The sequence below is a fragment of the Streptomyces sp. AV19 genome, from assembly GCF_015999245.1.
In the GTDB taxonomy this organism is placed as follows: Bacteria; Actinomycetota; Actinomycetes; order Streptomycetales; family Streptomycetaceae; genus Streptomyces.
The window spans coordinates 345,168-362,788 of sequence record NZ_JAEAMR010000009.1; the positions used below are offsets into that span (position 1 = coordinate 345,168).

Here is a 17,621-nt window from a genome sequence, read left to right on the forward strand (position 1 = left end):
GTGTGGGGGTGGTTGCGGTAGGGGGACTTTGCCCCGGACCCGCGCTGATTCAGCCCGTCCGGCGATTCAGCCCGTCCGGCGATTGAGGACCAACGTGGCGAAGCCGCGTCGCACCCGCGCGGAGCGCACGGGAAACTGGGGGCACCCCCTCTGGGGGAGAAAGGGCGGTGTGGGGAAAACCGCCCCGCGGACAACTACCCGCACCCGCAGGAGCGCCGCACCACCAGCGCCGACGGAAACTGCTTCAGCCTCTCCCGCCGCGTCCCCGAAAAACGCAGCCCGTCGTCCAGCACCAGATCCACCGCCGATCGCGCCATCGCCTGCCGGTCCGACGAGACCGTCGTCAGCGGCGGGTCCGTGAGGGCGGCCTCCTTGACGTCGTCGAAGCCGGCCACCGCCAGCTCCCCCGGCACGTCGATGCGCAGTTCGCGGGCCGCCCGCAGGACGCCGATGGCCTGGTCGTCCGTGGCGCAGACGATCGCCGGCGGGCGGTCGGGGCCGGCCAGCAGCTCCAGGGCGACCTTGTAGGCGTCGTAGCGGTTGTAGGGCGCGGGGAAGAGCCGGCCCTCCGTGGGCTTGCCGGCCTCGCGCATCGCCCGCCGCCAGCCCTCGACGTGGTCCGTGACGGGGTCGCCGACGGCCGGCGTGTGCTCCAGGCCGCCGAGGCAGGCGACGTACGGATGACCGTGTTCGAGGAGGTGGCGGGTGGCGAGCTGGGCGCCGCCGACGTCGTCCGTGACGACGGCCACGTCGTCGATCGCGTCCGGGCGCCGGTGCATCAGCACCACCCGCGCGTCCCACGCGTCGATCTCGATCGCGGCGTGCTCGCTGGGGCCCTGGCTGATGAGGATCAGCCCGGAGACCCGCATGCCCAAGAAGGCCCGCAGATAGTGGACTTCGCGTTCGTCGAGGTAGTCGGAGTTGCCGACCAGGACCATCTTGCCGCGCTCGGCCGCGGCCTGTTCCACCGCGTGCGCCATCTCCGCGAAGAAGGGCTGCCGCGCGTCCGGGACGATCAGGCCTATGAGGTCCGTCCGGCGCGAGGCCATGGCCTGGGCGACCCGGTCGGGCCGGTAGCCGAGCTCCTTGATCGCGGCCAGCACCCGTTCCCGCGTCGCCGGTGCCACCGGGCGCGGTCCATTGTTGATGACGTAGCTGACCACCGCGGTGGATGTCCCCGCCAGCCTCGCCACATCGTCCCGCGTCACCTTGGCCACGGCGGGCAGTCTACGCGGGTCCACCTACCGTTTGGCCGGTCGAGCGCCCCTCGTTCGCGCGGGATCGGGGCCGGGATCGGGGGCGTGGGCCGCGGGCGGCGCGGAAGCGTCCGCCTTCTCGCTTTTCTCCGTTTTCTCCGCTTTTTCCGGTTTCTCGGGGAGGACGAACCGGTAGCCGACGTTCCGGACAGTGCCGATCAGCGACTCGTGCTCCGGCCCCAGCTTCGCCCGCAGCCGCCGGACGTGGACGTCCACGGTGCGGGTGCCGCCGAAGTAGTCGTAGCCCCAGACCTCCTGGAGCAGCTGGGCCCGGGTGAAGACCCGGCCCGGATGCTGGGCCAGGTACTTCAGCAGCTCGAACTCCTTGAAGGTGAGGTCCAGCACCCGTCCCTTGAGCTTGGCGCTGTACGTCGCCTCGTCCACGGAGAGGTCCCCGGTGCGGATCTCCATGGGGCTGTCGTCCGTCGAGATCTGCTGCCGGCCCATCGCCAGCCGCAGCCGGGCCTCCACCTCGGCCGGGCCCGCGGTGTCGAGGAGGACGTCGTCCACGCCCCAGTCCGCGGTGACGGCGGCCAGGCCGCCCTCGGTGACGACCAGGATCAGCGGGCAGCCGGGTCCGGTGGAGCGGAGCAGCTGGCACAGGCTGCGGACGTGCGGGAGGTCCCGCCGGCCGTCGATCAGTATGACGTCGGCCCCCGGCACGTCCACCAGGGCCGGGCCCTCGGCCGGGGCCACGCGCACGCTGTGCAGCAGCAGTCCGAGCGCGGGCAGCACCTCGGCGGAGGGCTGGAGTGCGTTGGTCAGCAGCAGGAGGGAGCTCATCGGCGGCCACCCGCCCCGGTCCTCGTACGGTCGTGCACACTTCGCTCGCCCATGACGTCGGTTCCTCCTCGGTCCCTGCGACGGGGGTGCCTCCCACGCGTGCGTCCGGGCGCACCACTCGCGCTCACGAGCGTCCGAATGCACAAAAGGACCCGGGGGCGACTCTGCCCGGATCCTCTCTGGGCAGCAGAATAACCCACATGACTTCGAAGGGCCCCGGAGACTTTGCCCGACCTTGTGTTTCGTCGATCACTTCGGGTGGTCATCGCATCGTCCTCTTGACGGCCGACGGGGTGCGCGTGGAGGCGGCCTACGAACCCGGTGCCGGCGGTGCTGCCATTGTGCTCGCCCACGGCTTCGGCGGGGCGCTGGACCGGCCCGCGCTGCGGCGCGCGGCGGAGGTCTTCGCCCGGCGCGCGGCCGTCGTCACGTTCTCCTTCCGGGGGCACGGACGGTCGGGCGGCCGCTCGACCGTCGGCGACCGGGAGGTCCTCGACCTGGCCGCCGCCGTGTGGTGGGCACGTGCGCTGGGGCACCGGCGAGTGGTCACGGTGGGCTTCTCGATGGGCGGCTCGGTGGTACTGCGGCACGGGGGGCTGTACGTACCCGGGACCGTTTCGGAGCACGAGGGGCGCACGGGAGCACACGCCGAGGCGCACGCCGACGCGGTGGTGTCGGTCAGCTCGCCCGCGCGCTGGTTCTACCGGGGGACGGCGCCGATGCGGCGGCTGCACTGGGCGGTGACGCGGCCGTCGGGGCGGGTGGTGACGCGCCTCGGTCTCCGGACGCGGGTGCTGGGCGAGGAGTGGGACCCGGTCCCGGTGCCGCCGGTGGCGGCGGTGGAGCGGATCGCGCCGCGCCCGCTGCTGATCGTGCACGGCGACCGGGACGCGTACTTCCCTCTGGATCACCCGCGCTCGCTGGCGGCGGCCGGGGATCCGGCGTCCACGGAGCTGTGGATCGAGCGGGGGTTCGGGCATGCGGAGGGGGCGGCGGGGGTGGGGTTGCTGGAACGGATCGCCCGGTGGGCGATCCGGTAGGGGTTTGCTCCCCGCCCCGCCCTTTCACCGTTTCCTCCGGGGCTCCGCCCCGGGGCCCGGCACCGCGCTCCGCGCGGTGGAGCGGTGGAGCGGTGGAGCGGTGGAGCGGTGGAGCGGTGGAGCGGTGGAGCGGTGGCTTCGCCCCCTGCACCCCCACCGGGGCTCCGCCCCTGGACCCCGCTTCGGGGCTTCGCCCCGGACCCCGCAACGCGGCTGCGCCGCGTTCGTCCTCAAGCGCCGGACGGGCTGAAAAGGGGGCCAGGGGGCGAAGCCCCCGGCGGGGTGCAGGGGCGGAGCCCCGCCCGCCCGCGCGGAGCGCGGGCCCGGCGCGCCCCGCGCCACCGCCCCCCGCCCCGCGGGTTGCGAAGGGGCGCGGCCCCTGCGGAAACGGTGAAAGGGCGGGGCTGGGGCAAACCCCCTGGACGAGCCCCCGGAGGGAACCCCCTACGCCCCCTCCGCCACCGGCTGCGCGAACTGCGCCTCGTACAAGCGGGCGTACGCGCCCCCGGACGCCAGCAGCGACTCGTGATCGCCCTGTTCCACGATCCGTCCGGCCTCCATCACCAGGATCACGTCCGCGTCGCGGATCGTCGACAGCCGGTGCGCGATCACGAAGCTCGTGCGGCCCGTGCGCAGTTGGGCCATCGCCTGCTGGATGAGGACCTCGGTGCGGGTGTCCACCGAGCTCGTCGCCTCGTCCAGGATCAGGATCTCCGGCTCCGCCAGGAACGCCCGGGCGATCGTGATCAACTGCTTCTCGCCGACGGAGACGTTGGAGCCCTCGTCGTCGATGACGGTGTCGTAGCCGTCGGGAAGGGTGCGGACGAAGCGGTCGACGTGCGTGGCCTTCGCCGCCGCGACGATCCGCTCCATGGAAGCGCCCTCCGCCCCGTACGCGATGTTCTCCGCGATCGTGCCCCCGAAGAGCCACGTGTCCTGGAGCACCATGCCCATGTGGGACCGGAGTTCCTCCCGGGACAGGGAGGCGACGTCGACGCCGTCCAGCACGATGCGTCCGCCGCCGACCTCGTAGAAGCGCATCAGCAGGTTGACCAGCGTGGTCTTGCCGGCGCCGGTCGGGCCGACGATGGCGACCGTCTGGCCGGGCCGGACCGTCAGCGACAGGTCCTCGATCAGCGGCTTGTCCGCCTCGTAGCGGAAGGCCACCTTCTCGAAGGAGACCTCGCCGCGCACGGCGCCGAGCGCGGCCGCGTCCGCCGGCTCCGCCGACTGCTCGTCCGCGTCGAGGAGTTCGAAGACCCGCTCGGCGGAGGCGACGCCGGACTGGACGAGGTTGGCCATGGAGGCCACCTGCGTGAGCGGCTGGCTGAACTGCCGCGAGTACTGGATGAACGCCTGGACGTCACCGATCGACAGCGAGCCGCTCGCGACCCGCAGCCCGCCGATGACGGCGACGAGCACGTAGTTGAGGTTGCCGATGAACATCATCGCGGGCTGGATGAGCCCGGATATGAACTGGGCCTTGAAACCGGCCCGGTAGAGCTCCTCGTTCTCCCGGCGGAAGACCTCGGCGGACTCCTGCTGCCGGCCGAAGACCTTGACCAGCGAGTGCCCGGTGTACATCTCCTCGATGTGCGCGTTGAGCTTGCCCGTCGAGGCCCACTGGGCGACGAACTGCGGCTGCGCGCGCTTGCCGACGGCGGTGGCGACGATCACCGAGACGGGCACGGTGACCAGCGCGACCAGGGCCAGCAGCCAGGAGATCCAGAACATCATGGCCAGCACGCCCACGATGGTCAGAACGGACGCCATGATCTGGCTCAGCGTCTGCTGGAGGGTCTGCGCGATGTTGTCGATGTCGTTGGTGGCCCGGGAGAGGACCTCGCCGCGCTGCTGCTTGTCGAAGTAGCTCAGCGGCAGCCGGCCGAGCTTGTCCTCGACGTCCTGGCGCAGCCGGAAGACGGTGCGCTGGATGGCGGTGGTGACGACCCGCCCCTGGACGAAGCTGAACAGCGAGGCGAAGACGTAGATCAGCAGCACCCAGAGCAGGACGGTGCCGACCGCGTCGAAGTCGATGCCCTGGCCGGGGGTGAAGGAGACGCCGGACAGGACGTCCGCCACGTTGCCGTGGCCCTCGCGGCGCAGGCCCTCCAGGGCCTGTTCGCGGGTGGTGCCCGAGGGCATCTGCGCGCCGACGACCCCGGAGAAGATCAGGTCGGTGGCGTGGCCGAGGACCTTGGGGCCGACGACGGTGAGCGCCACGCTGGCCAGGCCGAGCAGCAGCACGGCCACGACTCTGGGCTTCTCGGGCCGCATCCGGGCGAACAGCCGGCGGCTGGAGCCCTTGAAGTCCATGGACTTCTCGGTGGGCTGGCCGCCCATGTGGCGCGCGATGCCGGTGGCCGGGGCGGGGCCACGGCGCTGCGCCGGTTTCGGTTTCTCGGCGCTGCTCACGCGGCTTCCTCCTCGGTGAGCTGGGAGAGCACGATCTCCCGGTAGGTCTCGTTCGAGGCCATCAGCTCGGTGTGGGTTCCGGTGCCGACGACGCGCCCCTCGTCGAGGACCACGATCCGGTCGGCGTCGCGGATCGTGGCGACGCGCTGGGCGACGATGACGACGGTCGCGTCCCCGGTCCCGTCGGCGAGGGCCGCGCGCAGCCGGGCGTCGGTGGCGTAGTCCAGCGCGGAGAAGGAGTCGTCGAACAGGTAGATGCCGGGGCGGCCGACCAGGGCGCGGGCGATGGCCAGGCGCTGGCGCTGGCCGCCGGAGACGTTGGAGCCGCCCTGGGCGATCGGCGCGCCGAGCCCCTCCTCCATGGCCTCGACGAAGTCGCGGGCCTGCGCGGTCTCCAGCGCGCGCCACAGCTCCTCGTCGGTCGCGTCGGGGCGCCCGTAGCGGAGGTTGGAGGCGACGGTGCCGGAGAAGAGGTAGGGCTTCTGCGGGACGAGCCCGACGGCGCGGGACACCGCGGCCGCGTCGAGCTCACGGACGTCCACCCCGCCCACCAGGACGTCGCCGCCGGTGGCGTCGAAGAGCCGGGGGACCAGGCCCAGCAGCGTGGACTTGCCGCTGCCGGTGGAGCCGATGACGGCCGTGACCTCGCCGGGACGGGCGGTGAGGGAGACGTCCTTGAGGACGGGCTCCTCGGCGCCCGGGTAGCGGAACTCGACGCCGCGCAGCTCCAGATGGCCGGGCCGGCGCAGCCCGGTGACGGGCGCGGCGGGCGGCACGACGCTGGAGTCGGTGGTCAGGACCTCGTTGATGCGCTCGGCGCAGACCTCGGCGCGCGGCACCATCATGAACATGAAGGTGGCCATCATGATCGCCATCAGGATCTGCATCAGATAGGCGAGGTAGGCGGTGAGCGCGCCGATCTCCATGTCGCCGCTGTCGATGCGGTGTCCGCCGAACCACAGGACCGCGACCGAGGACACGTTCACCACGAGCATCACGGCCGGGAACATCACCGACATCAGCCGGCCGGCCCGCAGCGAGACGTCCATGAGCTCGGTGTTGGCGGTGCCGAAACGTTCGCGCTCATGGGTGTCGCGGACGAAGGCGCGGATCACGCGGATGCCGGTGATCTGCTCGCGCAGCACGCGGTTGACGGTGTCGATGCGCTTCTGGACGCCGCGGAAGACCGGCCGCATCCGCCAGATCACCAGCGAGACGACCATGCCGAGCACCGGCACGATGGCCAGCAGCAGGCCGGACAGCGCGACGTCCTGGTTGAGGGCCATCGCGATGCCGCCGACGCACATGATGGGCGCGGTGACCATCAGCGTGAACGACATCAGGACCAGCATCTGGACCTGCTGGACGTCGTTGGTGGTCCGGGTGATCAGGGAGGGCGCCCCGAACTGCCCCATCTCGCGGGAGGAGAAGGACTGCACCCGGTCGAAGACCGCGGCCCGCAGGTCGCGGCCGACCGCCATGGCCGTCCGGGCACCGAAGTACACCGCGCCGATGGCGCAGGCGATCTGGGCAACGGTGACGGCGATCATCACGCCGCCGGTGGTGAGGATGTATCCGGTGTCGCCCTTGACGACGCCCTTGTCGATGATGTCCGCGTTGAGGGTGGGCAGATAGAGCGTCGCGAGGGTCTGCACGAGCTGCAGAAGCACCACCAGCGCGATCGGCCGGGAGTAGGGCTTCAGATGAGCCCGGAGGAGACGTACCAACACACCAGCAGCCTATGCGAACACCTTTCATCGGATCCCCTGGTTTTTCCCCGGTTCTTCCCTGGTTTTCCGGCTCGGCGCCGGGCCCGGTCCGGCACCCGTCATCATGGAGGCCGACGAGAAACGAGATACGAGAACGTGGAAGCGGGGTGGGCCGTGGCGACCGCACACACGGCGCGACCGGCACCGGTCGGCACGATCCGGTACTGGGCCGCGGCGAAGGCCGCCGTCGGCACGGCCGAGGAGCCCTACGCGGCGGGGACGCTGGCCGAGGCACTGACCGCGGCCCGGGAGCGGCACGCGGGGCGTCCGGAGTTCGCGCGGGTGCTCGCGCGCTGCTCCTTCCTCGTGGACGGCGACCCGGTCGGCACCCGCGAACACTCCACGGTCCGGCTGGCCGAGGGCGGCACGGTGGAAGTGCTCCCGCCCTTCGCAGGAGGGTGAGAACCGGCACATGAGCGACCAGTACCGCGACCCGTACGATCCGTACGGCCAGCAGCAGCCGCCACAACAACCGCGGCAGCCACAGCAACCGCAGCAACATCAACAGCAGCCGCAGCACGACACGTACGGGCAGCACGCCCCGCACGAGCCGTACTACGGCGCGCAGCAGGGCGCGTACGACTACGGCTACGCCCCGCAGCAGCAGCCCGCGCCGCAGGACCAGGCCGCCGCCTGGCCGGCCGCCGGCGGGCAGCAGCAGGGCCGGCAGGGCTACGCGCCGGTGGACGAGCCGACGCAGACGTGGGAGACCCCGTCCTGGGACGCGCAGTCCTGGCAGCAGCAGCTGCCGGTGACCGAGCCGTCCTACGGCGGCCCCGCGCAGACGGCCGCGCAGAACACCTGGGGAGCGCCCCAGGAGCAGCCCGCGCCCGCGTACCGGCCGGAGCCCGCTCCCGCGCACGCTCCCGCCCCCGCGCCGGCGCCCGCACCGGTCCTCGCGCAGGAGCCGGCCCGCCCGCTGACGGCCGCCGAGAAGGCCAGGGCCGAGGGCCGCCCGCAGATCCTCTCGCCGGGCTTCCGGCCCGCCCTGCTGACGGCCGTCCTGGCGGCCCTGACCGCGGTCGCCGCGCACCTGGGCCAGTACGCGCTGGCCGTCCCCGTGGTGCTGCTCCAGGCGGTCACCGCGGCGGGCTGGTTCCGGCTCAACGGGATGTGGCCGGCCCGGCAGGGCATCGCGCTGGCGTTCCTCGGCGGCCTGGCCGCCGACGCCGGCCTGCTGGCCACCGAGCGGGTGCACGCGCCCACGGTGGTGATCGGCACGCTGGGCGTCTGGCTGCTGCTGGTCGTCGTGCTCCAGCTGCGCAGCCACGCCGGGGCGGACGAGCGGCTGTACGGGCTGACGACGGCCGCCGCCTCGTCGGCGCTGGCCGTCCTCGCGGCCGGGCACCTGGCGGCGGAGCCGGACGCCGTGGTCGTCGGCGCCCTCGCCGTCGCGGCGACGGCGCTGGCCCGGGCCCTCCCGCTGCCCTCCCTGGCCGCGCCGGTGATCGCGCTGGCCGCGGCGGCGGGCGCGGGCGTCCTGGGCGGGCAGCTCGTGCACGCCGGCCCGTCCGCCGCCCTGCTGGGCCTGGCGGCCGGCGTCTGTGCCCTGGCCGGTCTGCGCGCGGCGAGCTACGACTACCCGTCGCGCTTCGTCCACATGACGGCGGGCGTGGCCCTGCCGCTGGCGCTGGCCTCGCCCGCGGTGTACGTCGTGGGGCGGATGCTGTTCTGACGGGCGATTTCCCCCAGGTCCGACCGGGTCCGACGGGTTTTCCCCGTCACCCGGTTAGGCTCGCCGGAAGGCAGTGGGCCAACCGAACCTGGGGGATCGTCACCCGATGCGCGCCATACGCACCCTGTTGATCGTCGCCGTGGTCCTGGCGGGCCTGTTCGTGGCCGCCGACCGGGCGGCGGTCTGGTACGCGGAGAAGGAAGCCGCGGACAAGATACGCAGCAGCCAGAACATGTCCGGCACACCGGACGTGTCCATCAAGGGATTCCCCTTCCTGACCCAGGTCGCCGGCAAGAAGCTCGACGAGGTCGAGGTCTCGCTGGGCGGCGGCGTCACCGCCGGCACCGGCGAGAACACCATCCGGGTCACCGACTTCGACGCGACCCTGCACGGGGTGGAGATCGACTCCAGCTTCACCTCGGCCGTCGCCGAGCGGGCCACGGGCACGGCCCACATCTCGTACGCCGACCTGAGCCGGATCGCCGGCATGGGCATCACCGTCGGCTACGGCGGCAAGGACGCCTCCGGCAACGGCCGGGTCAAGGTCACCGGCAGCCTGCCGCTGCCGATGGGCCAGGTGACGCGCAGCGTCTTCTCCTCGGTGACCCTGGTGAACGGCACGACCGTGCGGGTGCACGCCGAGAAGGTGCCGGACGACCTGCCGGGGCTGGAGGGCCTGATCCGCAAGAAGACGGACTTCGAGCGGCAGATCACGGGCCTGCCGAAGGGCGTCACGCTGGCGAAGGTCAACCCGACGCAGGGCGGCATCGACATCGAGCTGGGCGGGACGGACGTCCGCCTGGCGGGCTGAGACCGCGCCGGGGGAGGCACCACCCATCCCACATACCGGGACACTTCATCTCAGTATCCGGCGAACCGGTGACACACCTCCCCCACCGTCCCTACGATCGGCACCATGAGGCGACAGGCGGATCTCACGAAGCGGCGGGCAGTCGACCTCGGCCGCATGGCCGCCACCCTGTGTCGCCGTCCCTGACGGGGAGTTCGGCTCCCCTCTTCGACGCTCCGGCCGCTCACGGCCCCTCCCCGCACGACCGCCGCGCGCCCCTCGCGTGCAAGCGCTATCCCGCAACTGCCCCGGAGGAGAAACGACATGAGCCGCAGTGACGTCCTCGTGGACGCCGACTGGATCCAGGCCCGCATCGACGCGGGAGACCCCAGGACCGTCATCGTCGAGGTCGACGAGGACACCTCCGCCTACGACAAGAACCACATCAAGTCCGCGATCCGGATCGACTGGAAGACCGACCTCCAGGACCCGGTCCGCCGCGACTTCGTCGACCAGGCGGGCTTCGAGAAGCTGCTGTCCGAGAAGGGCATCGCCAACGACGACACCGTCGTCCTCTACGGCGGCAACAACAACTGGTTCGCCGCGTACGCCTACTGGTACTTCAAGCTCTACGGCCACCAGGACGTCCGCCTGCTGGACGGCGGCCGCAAGAAGTGGGAGCTGGACTCCCGCGACCTGGTCGCCGAGGTGCCGAAGCGCCCGCGCACCGAGTACAAGGCCAAGCCGCAGGACACCTCGATCCGCGCCTTCCGCGACGACGTCCTCGCCGCCATCGGCGACCTCAACCTGATCGACGTCCGCTCCCCCGACGAGTTCAGCGGCAAGCTGCTCGCCCCCGCGCACCTGCCGCAGGAGCAGTCGCAGCGCCCGGGCCACATCCCCGGCGCCCGCAACGTCACCTGGTCGAGGACGGCCAACGACGACGGCTCGTTCAAGTCGGACGACGAGCTGCGCGCCCTCTACGCGGACGCCGGGCTGGACTTCGGGAAGGACACCATCGCGTACTGCCGCATCGGCGAGCGCTCCGCGCACACCTGGTTCGTGCTGCACGAGCTGCTCGGCCAGGCCAACGTCCGCAACTACGACGGCTCGTGGACCGAGTACGGCTCCCTCGTCGGCGTGCCGATCGAGCTCGGCGCCAACTGACCGCGCGACGACCAACGGTAAGGATCATCATGTGTGGAGCACAGGCCGGCGGCCCCGACGCCTCGACCGCCAGGAGCGGTGAGACGACCATCCAGGGCTTCGTGACCCGCGACGGCGTGCCCGTCAGCGGCTACGTCCGCCTGCTGGACAGCACGGGCGAGTTCACCGCCGAGGTCCCGACCTCCGCGACCGGGCAGTTCCGCTTCTACGCGGCCGAGGGCACGTGGACCGTGCGCGCGCTCGTCCCGGGCGCGACGGCGGACCGCACGGTCGTGGCGCAGAAGGGCGGCCTGGCCGAGGTCGCCATCGCCGTCTGACGTGCGCGGGGGCCGCGTTCCCCACCCGGGGCGCGGCCCTCGCCGCGCGGCCCGCGCCGCCGTACCGTTGACGTATGTACGCACGGCGACGGCACGTGTACTTCGCCATGATGGGCACCTGCATCGGACTGTTCGTCCTGGCCTGGGCCGTCGTGCGGCTCTGGTCGGTGCCCGCGGCCATCGGGATGTGCCTGGTGGCCATGGTCATCCCGCCGGTGGCGGCCGTCGTGGCCAACCGCCGGGGCCCGGACGACCGCTGGTGGGACGAGACCGGGGACCCCGAGTCGGACCGCTGGTGGAACGAGCTCGACGACCGCGACCACAGATGACGGACGGTGCCGTCAGTACACGAGCGCCTGCACGCCGTCGGCCATGACCTCGCCGACGAAGACCTGCGCGCCGGCGATCCGGGCGCCCTCGATGAGGTCCTTCTCCTCGATGCCCCGCCGGGCCGCGCACTGGGTGCACACCGTGATCATCCCGCCGCCGGCCCGGATCCCGTCGATCAGCTCGGGCAGCGGCGCCGCGTGCGGCAGCTCGAACTCCGCCGCCCGCCCCGGCAGCGCGAACCAGGAGGACTCACCGGTCAGCCAGAGCGACACCTCGACCCCGCTGGCCACGGCGACGGCCGCCACCGTGAACGCCTGCGAGCACCGCTCGGGCGCGTCCGCGCCCGCCGTCACCTTGATCACGAGCTTCTTCCGCATGGGGCCACTCTAGGGGGCCGCCCCGAAGGGGCGGGACCGACCTCACAGAGCCGCGGCACGGCCCTCCGACTAGACTCGACCCGGTCCGTAAACACTCCCCCTCCGACCGAGGAGCGCGCTCGTGCTTGAGGCTTTCTTCACCGCCCTGCTGGTCCTGGTCGCCGTCGGCGTTCTCGCCTTCTCGGCACTGACCTGGAAGAAGCTGTACCAGGGCCAGCGCTGACCCTCCTTGTTCACCCCCCTACAGATCGTCTGAGCTCATGATCGAGATTCCGTCCGACCTGCACCGGGACCTGGTCCCCCTCGTGTTCCTCCTCGGCAAGTGGGAGGGTGCCGGCGTCGCCGACTTCCCCGGTTCCGAGAAGTGCAACTTCGGCCAGGAGGTCACCTTCACCCACGACGGCCGGGACTTCCTGGAGTACACGTCGCACAGCTGGGTGCTCGACGCCGAGGGCAACAAGGTGCGGCCGCTGGAGACCGAGAGCGGCTACTGGCGGATCGACAAGAACCGCCAGGTCGAGGTCGTCATGATCCGCGACCAGGGCATCGTCGAGGTCTGGTACGGCGAGCTGGCCGACAAGAAGCCGCAGATCGACATCGTGACCGACGCGGTCGCGCGGACCGCCGCGTCCGGCCCGTACTCCGGCGGCAAGCGCCTCTACGGCTACGTCAAGGGCGACCTGATGTGGGTCGGCGAGAAGGCCACCCCCGAGGTGCCGCTCCGGCCGTACATGTCGGCGCAGCTGAAGAAGACCGCCGACGTGGCCGCCCTGGAGGAGTGGGCCCGGAACCTGCCGGACGACCTGCCCGACGGCGTCTCCTTCTTCCGCCCGGACGGCACCCCGTACAACCCCGAGCAGCCGTAACCCACGGCCGCTCGACAGCGCCCCGCGGGGGAAGTCCGGTGAGAGTCCGGCGCTGACCCGCAACGGTGGGCGGAGTGCGCGAAAGCACTCCGCGAGCCCGATCACCCGCGGCGGCGCGCTCTCCTGACAACTCGCCGTGGACTGCGAGGGGAGGCCCCCGCGGGCTCGCGGCGCGGGGCGCTCCTCGGTGCGTACGCCGTACCGCCCAGGCCCACGGCCCGAGGCGAAGGCACAGCTCCGTGAAACCCTCGACGGCCGCGTCCCGGCGGCTGCCGCTGCCACTCCTGGTGACCGGGCTGGGCGTCGCCCTGCTGGTCTCGATCCTCTGCTGCGTGGGGCTCGGCTCCTCGGGCATCGGCTGGGGGGACGTCCTGCGCTATCTGCGCGCGGGGCTGACCGGCGGGGAGATCGGGGCGGACGAGATCTCCGCCTACACCATCGTCTGGGAGCTGCGCTTCCCGCGCGCCCTGCTGGCCGCCGTGGTCGGCGCGGGGCTCTCCGCCGTCGGCGTGGCCACCCAGGCGCTGGTCCGCAACGCGCTCGCCGACCCGTTCGTCCTCGGCATCTCCTCCGGCGCCGCCGTCGGCGCCAACACGGTGCTGCTCTTCGGCGCGCTCGGCTCGCTCGGCGTCTGGGCGCTGTCCAGCGCCGCGTTCATCTCGGCGCTCGCCTCCATGGCCCTGGTGTACGCCGCGGCCCGCACGGCGCACGGGCTGACGCCGCTGCGGCTGGTGCTCACCGGCACGGCCATGTACTACGGCTTCTCCGCGATCACCGCGCTGATGGTCTTCAGCGCCGACCGGGGCGACGCGGCCCGCTCCGCGATGATGTGGCTGCTGGGCAGCCTGGGCGGCGCGAGCTGGCAGTCCGTCCCGCTGGCCGCCGCGGCCGTCCTCCTCGGCCTGGGCTACCTCTTCTGGTCGGCCCGCGCACTGAACGTCCTGGCCATGGGCGACGAGACGTCCTCCGCGCTGGGCGTGGACCCCGAGCGGCGGCGCCGGGTGCTGTTCGTCGTCGTCGCGGCCGTCACCGGGGCGGTGGTCGCGGTCAGCGGCGCCATCGGGTTCGTCGGGCTGATGGTCCCGCACGCCGCCCGGATGCTGGTCGGCGCCGACCACCGCCGGGTGCTGGCCGTCGCCCCGCTGCTGGGCGCGGTGCTGCTGGTGTGGGTGGACGTGATCTCGCGGCTGCTGCTGGCCCCCGTCGAACTGCCCGTCGGGGTGATCACCTCGGTGATCGGGGTGCCCTGCTTCGTCCTGCTGATGCGGCGCCGCGGCTACGTCTTCGGGGGTGCCTGATGCGCGTCGACATCGAGGACCTGTCCGTCGAGATCTCCGGCACCCGGCTCGTCCGGGACGTCGAACTGCGCGTCGGCAGCGGCGAGTTCGTCGGGATCGTCGGCCCCAACGGCAGCGGCAAGTCCACCCTGCTGCGCTGCGTCTACCGCGCGCTGCGGCCCACGCACGGGCGGGTGCTGCTGGACGGCGACGACCTGCACGCCCTCGATGCCCGCGAGGGCGCGCGGCGGCTGGCGGCCCTGCCGCAGGAGTCGGGCAGCGAGTTCGACTTCACCGTCGCCGAGATCGTCGCCATGGGACGGCTGCCGCACCAGCGCGCGGCCGTACGGACGAGCGCCGAGGACCGGGAGATCTGCGCGACGGCCCTGGAACGGGTCGGCGCCGGGCACCTCGCCGAGCGCGGCTTCCTCACTCTCTCCGGCGGCGAGAAGCAGCGGGTGCTGATCGCCCGCGCCCTGGCCCAGCAGCCGAAGGTGCTGGTGCTGGACGAGCCGACCAACCACCTGGACATCAGCCAGCAGCTCGAAGTCCTCGCGCTGGTACGGGAGTCCGGGCTCACCGTGCTGGCCGCGCTGCACGACCTCAACCTGGCCGCGACCCACTGCGACGTCCTGCACGTCGTCGCCGGCGGCCGCCTCGTCGCCTCCGGCCCGCCCGGCGAGGTGCTGACCACCGGGCTGCTGGCCGACGTCTTCGGCGTACGGGCGCACCGGGTGCCCCACCCGGAGACCGGCATACCGCAGCTGCTCTTCGACCGCCTTCCCCGATGAGGATCCCCACCATGCGCATCACCCGCACCGCCGCAGCACTGGTCACCGTCGTCGCCCTGGCCGGGTGCGGCGCGAAGGTGTCCGAGTCGTCCGAGCCGGGGGACAAGGCCGAGTCGTCCGGCCACTACCCCGTCACCGTCTCCAACTGCGGCGTGAAGACCACGTACGACAAGGCCCCGCGGCGCGTGGTCACCAACGACGTCGGCATCGCCGAGATCATGTTCGCGCTGGGCCTGGAGAAGCACATGGCCGGCTACGTGGCGCCGGACTACCGGGCCAGTCGCCAGGACGTCCCCTGGAAGGACGGCTACGACAAGGTCAAGTGGCTCTCCAAGAAGCAGATCAACAAGGAGATGGTGCTGGACGCGAAGGCGGACCTCGTCTTCGCGGGCTGGAACTACGGCTTCGGCGAGGGCGACAACTTCACGCCCGCGGCGCTGAAGAAGCTGGGCATCGGCTCGTACGTCCTCACCGAGTCCTGCCGCAGCGGGAGCGGCAACGAGCGCGGTGTGATGCCGCCGCTGGAGGCGCTGTACACCGACCTCACCACGCTCGGGAAGATCTTCGACGTGGAGGACCGGGCGGCGAAGCTCGTCGCCGGCTTCCGCAAGAAGGTCGCGGACGCGCAGGCGGGCATCCCGAAGGACGGGAAGCGGCCGAGCGTCTTCCTCTACGACGACGGCCGCGACAAGCCCGTCACCTCGGGGGCGTTCGCGGGCCCGCACGACATCATCACCAAGGCCGGCGGCGACCACGTGATGGGCGACATCAAGGACACCTGGACGACGGTGAGCTGGGAGACGGTGGTGGACCGCCGGCCCGAGGTCATCGTGATCAACAACTACGGGGCGGTGAGCGCCGAGGAGAAGAAGCGGTTCCTGCTCTCCTACCCGCCGCTGAAGGACGTGCCCGCGATCAAGAACAAGCGGATCTTCGTCCTGGACTACGTCGACCTCGTCGAGAGCCCGCGCAACCCGGACGCCATCGCGGCCCTGGCGGGCTATCTGAAGGGGGTCCGGGACTGAGAAGGGTACGGGGGTCCTGAGCCCGCCTAGACTGGAAGCGTGGTGGACACCGACTGGCAGAGCGATCTCCGCAGGCGCGGCTACCGGCTGACCCCGCAGCGCCAGCTCGTGCTGGAGGCGGTGGACCGGCTGGAGCACGCGACGCCGGACGACATCCTCACCGAGGTCAGGAAGACCGCCGGTGGCGTCAACATCTCCACCGTCTACCGGACGCTGGAGCTCCTGGAGGAACTGGGCCTGGTCAGCCACGCCCACCTCGGGCACGGCGCCCCCACGTACCACCTCGCGGACCGGCACGACCACATACACCTGGTGTGCCGGGACTGCACCGGGGTGACCGAGGCGGGCCTGTCGGTGGCGGACGACTTCACCGCGCGGCTGCGCGAGGAATTCGGCTTCGACACGGACATGAAGCACTTCGCGATCTTCGGGCGGTGCGCCTCGTGCTCCCGCGCCCCGGAGGACGACTCCGCCGGGTCGTAGGCTGGGCCCATGCTGCGTCAATCGAAGAGCCCTCTGTTGTCGCTGCCCGGCGCCGTCCCCGCCGAGGGCCCGGACGAAGGCGTCGCCGCGCACTACGGCGACCTGTTCCGCGAACAGCGCGCCCTCGCCGACGGTTCCGGCTTCGTCGACCTCTCCCACCGCGGGGTGGTCACCGTCTCCGGCCCCGAGCGGCTGAGCTGGCTGCACCTGCTGATCACCCAGCACGTCACCGAACTGCCGCCCGGGCAGGCGACGGAGGCGCTGATCCTCACCGGGAACGGCCACATCGAGCACGCGCTCTACCTCGTCGACGACGGGGAGACGGTCTGGGCGCACGTCGAGCCCGGCACGCAGGAGGCGCTCGCGGCCTATCTGGAGAGCATGAAGTTCTTCTACCGGGTCGAGGTGGCCGACCGGACGGACGACTTCGCGGTCGTCCACCTGCCGGCCGGCTCGATCGCGTCCGTCCCCGACGGCGTCGTCGTCCGCGAGACGGCGTACGGCCGTGACGTCTTCCTGCCGCGCGGTGAGCTCGAATCCTTCGCGGCCTCGCACGCGCCCGCGGCGGGGGTCCTCGCCTACGAGGCGCTGCGCGTCGAGGCGCACCGGCCGCGGCTGGGGCTGGAGACCGACCACCGGACGATCCCCCACGAGGTGGGCCTGATCGGCACGGCGGTCCATCTGCAGAAGGGCTGCTACCGGGGCCAGGAGACGGTCGCCCGCGTCCAGAACCTGGGCAAGCCACCGCGGCGGCTGGTCTTCCTCCACCTCGACGGCAGCGAGGTGCACCTGCCCGGGCACGGCGCGCCGGTCCGCCTGGCGTCGGACGGCCCCGAGGGGCGCCAGCTGGGCTTCGTGACGACGTCGGCGCGGCACCACGAGCTGGGGCCGATCGCGTTGGCGCTGGTGAAGCGGAATGTTCCCGTGGGGGCGGGGTTGCTGGTCGGGGAGGGGACGGCGGCGTCGCAGGAGGTCGTGGTCGAGCCGTAGGGGGGTGGGGGGTGGGCTGTGCCCCGGACCCTCCCCCAGAGGGGGCACCCCCACTCTCACTGTCTCTTCCGGGGCTGCGCCCCGGGGCCCGGCACCGCGCTCCGCGCGGGTGGGCGGGACTCCGTCCCTCGGCCCGCAACGCGGCTTCGCCGCGTTGACCGGGGGCTGCGCCCCCTGGACCCCGCTTCGGGGCTCCGCCCCGGACCCCGTGTCGCGGCTTCGCCGCTCGTCCTCAAACGCCGGACGGGCTGATTCAGCCCGTCTGGGGGC

General features: G+C 72.2%; 18 protein-coding genes and 1 riboswitch. Of the genes, 13 read left to right on the top strand and 5 right to left on the bottom strand.

From position 1 onward, the window contains the following. Positions 1-194: 194 nt before the first annotated feature. Both I5Q34_RS18050 and I5Q34_RS18055 read right to left on the bottom strand, forming a co-directional pair. Positions 195-1,217, bottom strand: coding sequence for a LacI family DNA-binding transcriptional regulator (locus I5Q34_RS18050; RefSeq protein ID WP_199893316.1), 1,023 nt, complete (start codon positions 1,215-1,217; stop codon positions 195-197). Between the two features lie 24 nt (positions 1,218-1,241). Then, positions 1,242-2,039, bottom strand: a complete 798-nt coding sequence (locus I5Q34_RS18055) for a response regulator transcription factor (protein WP_199893317.1) — start codon at positions 2,037-2,039, stop codon at positions 1,242-1,244. A gap of 200 nt (positions 2,040-2,239) precedes the next feature. On the opposite strand from I5Q34_RS18055, the gene I5Q34_RS18060 reads away from it, so the two are divergent. After that, positions 2,240-3,079, top strand: coding sequence for an alpha/beta hydrolase (locus tag I5Q34_RS18060; protein ID WP_199893318.1), 840 nt, complete (start codon positions 2,240-2,242; stop codon positions 3,077-3,079). A gap of 444 nt (positions 3,080-3,523) precedes the next feature. Here the strand turns inward: I5Q34_RS18060 and I5Q34_RS18065 are convergent, their stop codons facing one another. Continuing rightward, on the bottom strand, positions 3,524-5,422 hold the full coding sequence (locus tag I5Q34_RS18065) for an ABC transporter ATP-binding protein (protein WP_199893404.1): 1,899 nt from the start codon (positions 5,420-5,422) through the stop codon (positions 3,524-3,526). 68 nt (positions 5,423-5,490) lie between these two features. Continuing rightward, the gene (locus I5Q34_RS18070; RefSeq protein WP_199893319.1) at positions 5,491-7,224 is read right to left on the bottom strand and encodes an ABC transporter ATP-binding protein; all 1,734 of its coding nucleotides are present in this window, start codon (positions 7,222-7,224) and stop codon (positions 5,491-5,493) included. Between the two features lie 153 nt (positions 7,225-7,377). On the opposite strand from I5Q34_RS18070, the gene I5Q34_RS18075 reads away from it, so the two are divergent. The 6 genes from I5Q34_RS18075 (at position 7,378) to I5Q34_RS18100 (ending at position 11,541) form a co-directional block, all read left to right on the top strand. Next, positions 7,378-7,665 (top strand): MoaD/ThiS family protein, encoded by a 288-nt coding sequence (locus I5Q34_RS18075; RefSeq protein ID WP_199893320.1) that lies wholly within the window; start codon positions 7,378-7,380, stop codon positions 7,663-7,665. 10 nt (positions 7,666-7,675) lie between these two features. After that, positions 7,676-8,938 carry a hypothetical protein gene (locus I5Q34_RS18080; RefSeq protein WP_199893321.1) on the top strand — a complete coding sequence of 421 codons (1,263 nt, stop codon included), beginning with the start codon at positions 7,676-7,678 and terminating at the stop codon, positions 8,936-8,938. A gap of 106 nt (positions 8,939-9,044) precedes the next feature. Continuing rightward, positions 9,045-9,749 (top strand): DUF2993 domain-containing protein, encoded by a 705-nt coding sequence (locus tag I5Q34_RS18085; RefSeq protein ID WP_199893322.1) that lies wholly within the window; start codon positions 9,045-9,047, stop codon positions 9,747-9,749. A 303-nt stretch (positions 9,750-10,052) separates the two neighbouring features. After that, entirely contained in the window at positions 10,053-10,895 is an 843-nt protein-coding gene (locus I5Q34_RS18090) for a sulfurtransferase (protein WP_199893323.1), read from the top strand. Between the two features lie 29 nt (positions 10,896-10,924). Next, entirely contained in the window at positions 10,925-11,212 is a 288-nt protein-coding gene (locus tag I5Q34_RS18095) for a DUF1416 domain-containing protein (protein WP_199893324.1), read from the top strand. 74 nt (positions 11,213-11,286) lie between these two features. Further along, a complete protein-coding gene (locus I5Q34_RS18100) occupies positions 11,287-11,541 on the top strand; it encodes a DUF3099 domain-containing protein (protein WP_199893325.1) in 255 nt (84 codons plus the stop codon). A 12-nt stretch (positions 11,542-11,553) separates the two neighbouring features. Here the strand turns inward: I5Q34_RS18100 and I5Q34_RS18105 are convergent, their stop codons facing one another. Next, positions 11,554-11,919, bottom strand: coding sequence for a DsrE family protein (locus tag I5Q34_RS18105; RefSeq protein WP_199893326.1), 366 nt, complete (start codon positions 11,917-11,919; stop codon positions 11,554-11,556). A 260-nt stretch (positions 11,920-12,179) separates the two neighbouring features. Here I5Q34_RS18105 and I5Q34_RS18110 point away from each other — a divergent pair, with 260 nt between their 5' ends. The 6 genes from I5Q34_RS18110 (at position 12,180) to I5Q34_RS18135 (ending at position 17,351) form a co-directional block, all read left to right on the top strand. After that, positions 12,180-12,785 (top strand): FABP family protein, encoded by a 606-nt coding sequence (locus tag I5Q34_RS18110; RefSeq protein ID WP_199893327.1) that lies wholly within the window; start codon positions 12,180-12,182, stop codon positions 12,783-12,785. A 27-nt stretch (positions 12,786-12,812) separates the two neighbouring features. Continuing rightward, positions 12,813-12,892: riboswitch (cobalamin riboswitch) on the top strand. Positions 12,893-13,024: 132 nt separating this feature from the next. Next, positions 13,025-14,083 (top strand): iron ABC transporter permease, encoded by a 1,059-nt coding sequence (locus I5Q34_RS18115; RefSeq protein ID WP_199893328.1) that lies wholly within the window; start codon positions 13,025-13,027, stop codon positions 14,081-14,083. Next, on the top strand, positions 14,083-14,853 hold the full coding sequence (locus I5Q34_RS18120; RefSeq protein WP_199893329.1) for an ABC transporter ATP-binding protein: 771 nt from the start codon (positions 14,083-14,085) through the stop codon (positions 14,851-14,853). The genes I5Q34_RS18115 and I5Q34_RS18120 overlap by 1 nt, the downstream gene beginning before the upstream one ends. Before the next feature lie 11 nt (positions 14,854-14,864). Beyond that, positions 14,865-15,878, top strand: coding sequence for an ABC transporter substrate-binding protein (locus I5Q34_RS18125; protein WP_234429066.1), 1,014 nt, complete (start codon positions 14,865-14,867; stop codon positions 15,876-15,878). A gap of 39 nt (positions 15,879-15,917) precedes the next feature. Next, positions 15,918-16,361, top strand: a complete 444-nt coding sequence (locus I5Q34_RS18130) for a Fur family transcriptional regulator (RefSeq protein ID WP_199893331.1) — start codon at positions 15,918-15,920, stop codon at positions 16,359-16,361. 9 nt (positions 16,362-16,370) lie between these two features. Further along, complete coding sequence (locus I5Q34_RS18135) at positions 16,371-17,351, top strand: folate-binding protein YgfZ (protein ID WP_199893332.1); 981 nt, start codon at positions 16,371-16,373, stop codon at positions 17,349-17,351. Positions 17,352-17,621 lie beyond the last annotated feature (270 nt).

What these genes read in the sequence shown, in the direction of transcription:
- I5Q34_RS18055 (WP_199893317.1), bottom strand. Translation starts at nt 2,039, where the DNA reads ATGAGCTCCCTCCTGCTGCTGACCAACGCACTCCAGCCCTCCGCCGAG.
- I5Q34_RS18060 (WP_199893318.1), top strand. Translation starts at nt 2,240, where the DNA reads ATGACTTCGAAGGGCCCCGGAGACTTTGCCCGACCTTGTGTTTCGTCG.
- I5Q34_RS18065 (WP_199893404.1), bottom strand. Translation starts at nt 5,422, where the DNA reads ATGGGCGGCCAGCCCACCGAGAAGTCCATGGACTTCAAGGGCTCCAGC.
- I5Q34_RS18080 (WP_199893321.1), top strand. Translation starts at nt 7,676, where the DNA reads ATGAGCGACCAGTACCGCGACCCGTACGATCCGTACGGCCAGCAGCAG.
- I5Q34_RS18085 (WP_199893322.1), top strand. Translation starts at nt 9,045, where the DNA reads ATGCGCGCCATACGCACCCTGTTGATCGTCGCCGTGGTCCTGGCGGGC.
- I5Q34_RS18090 (WP_199893323.1), top strand. Translation starts at nt 10,053, where the DNA reads ATGAGCCGCAGTGACGTCCTCGTGGACGCCGACTGGATCCAGGCCCGC.
- I5Q34_RS18095 (WP_199893324.1), top strand. Translation starts at nt 10,925, where the DNA reads ATGTGTGGAGCACAGGCCGGCGGCCCCGACGCCTCGACCGCCAGGAGC.
- I5Q34_RS18100 (WP_199893325.1), top strand. Translation starts at nt 11,287, where the DNA reads ATGTACGCACGGCGACGGCACGTGTACTTCGCCATGATGGGCACCTGC.
- I5Q34_RS18105 (WP_199893326.1), bottom strand. Translation starts at nt 11,919, where the DNA reads ATGCGGAAGAAGCTCGTGATCAAGGTGACGGCGGGCGCGGACGCGCCC.
- I5Q34_RS18110 (WP_199893327.1), top strand. Translation starts at nt 12,180, where the DNA reads ATGATCGAGATTCCGTCCGACCTGCACCGGGACCTGGTCCCCCTCGTG.
- I5Q34_RS18120 (WP_199893329.1), top strand. Translation starts at nt 14,083, where the DNA reads ATGCGCGTCGACATCGAGGACCTGTCCGTCGAGATCTCCGGCACCCGG.
- I5Q34_RS18125 (WP_234429066.1), top strand. Translation starts at nt 14,865, where the DNA reads ATGCGCATCACCCGCACCGCCGCAGCACTGGTCACCGTCGTCGCCCTG.
- I5Q34_RS18135 (WP_199893332.1), top strand. Translation starts at nt 16,371, where the DNA reads ATGCTGCGTCAATCGAAGAGCCCTCTGTTGTCGCTGCCCGGCGCCGTC.